This is a genomic window from Nitratidesulfovibrio liaohensis (assembly GCF_011682075.1).
GTDB classification, from domain to species: Bacteria; Desulfobacterota; Desulfovibrionia; order Desulfovibrionales; family Desulfovibrionaceae; genus Cupidesulfovibrio; species Cupidesulfovibrio liaohensis.
This window is the reverse complement of sequence record NZ_VSMK01000695.1, coordinates 1-769: the sequence shown is the minus strand read 5'-3', so window position 1 is coordinate 769 and position 769 is coordinate 1. Positions and strand designations below refer to the sequence as shown.

The window sequence follows — 769 nt, the reverse complement described above, 5'->3', positions numbered from 1 at the left end:
GGGCCGCGTCGGGCCGCGTACCGCCCGGTCCCGCACCGTGCTGCTGCCCGGCACGGAAGGCTCGCTGCTGCTGCCGGAACTGGAGTCAGCCCTTGCCGCAGAGGGGCTGACCCCGCGCCGGGCCGATCCGGACACCCTGCACGCCGACCTGCCCCGCCTGCTGGCCGACCAGCGCCCGGAACTGTTCCTGAGCGTGAATCTGCAAGGCCTCGACGCCTGGGGCGAACGCTTCCACCTGCTGCGTGCCTGCGGGGTGGACGTTGCCATCTGGTGCGTGGACAATCCCTTCCACCTGCTCTCGGCCCTGCGCGGGCCTTGGTGGCGGGGGGCGTTGCTGTGCGTCACCGACGCCTCGTTCATCCCCCTGTTGCGCGCCCACAGGGCGCGGCGGGTGCTGCACCTGCCGCTGGCCACAGGACCGGAATTTTTCGGGCCAAAGCCGTCCGTTGAAGGGCACGCCGCCGGAACGCCCCAACCATCTCCGGCAGGCGTGGCCGACCTGAATCCCGTGGTGTTCGTGGGCCGATCCGCCTTCCCCGGCAAGGGGGGCTTTTTCGCGGGGCAGCATATAGCCCCGGCCCTGCTGGACGAGGCCCTTGCCCTGCTCGATGCGCCCGGTCTTCGACCCGACTTCCACTGCCGGCCCGACTTCCACTGGTGGACGGCGCGCCTCGGCATTGCGCAACTGTGGCCCGGCAACGCGGTGCGCGCGGCAGGCCTGGGGGCGGAGGAATGCGCCCTTGCCCGGCGGGTGCGCTGCCTGAACGCC

1 pseudogene is annotated in these 769 nt (G+C 72.0%); it reads left to right on the top strand.

Going from position 1 to position 769, the window contains the following annotated elements:
* Positions 1-769, top strand: a pseudogene (locus FVW27_RS17825) (DUF3880 domain-containing protein); the annotation flags it as partial.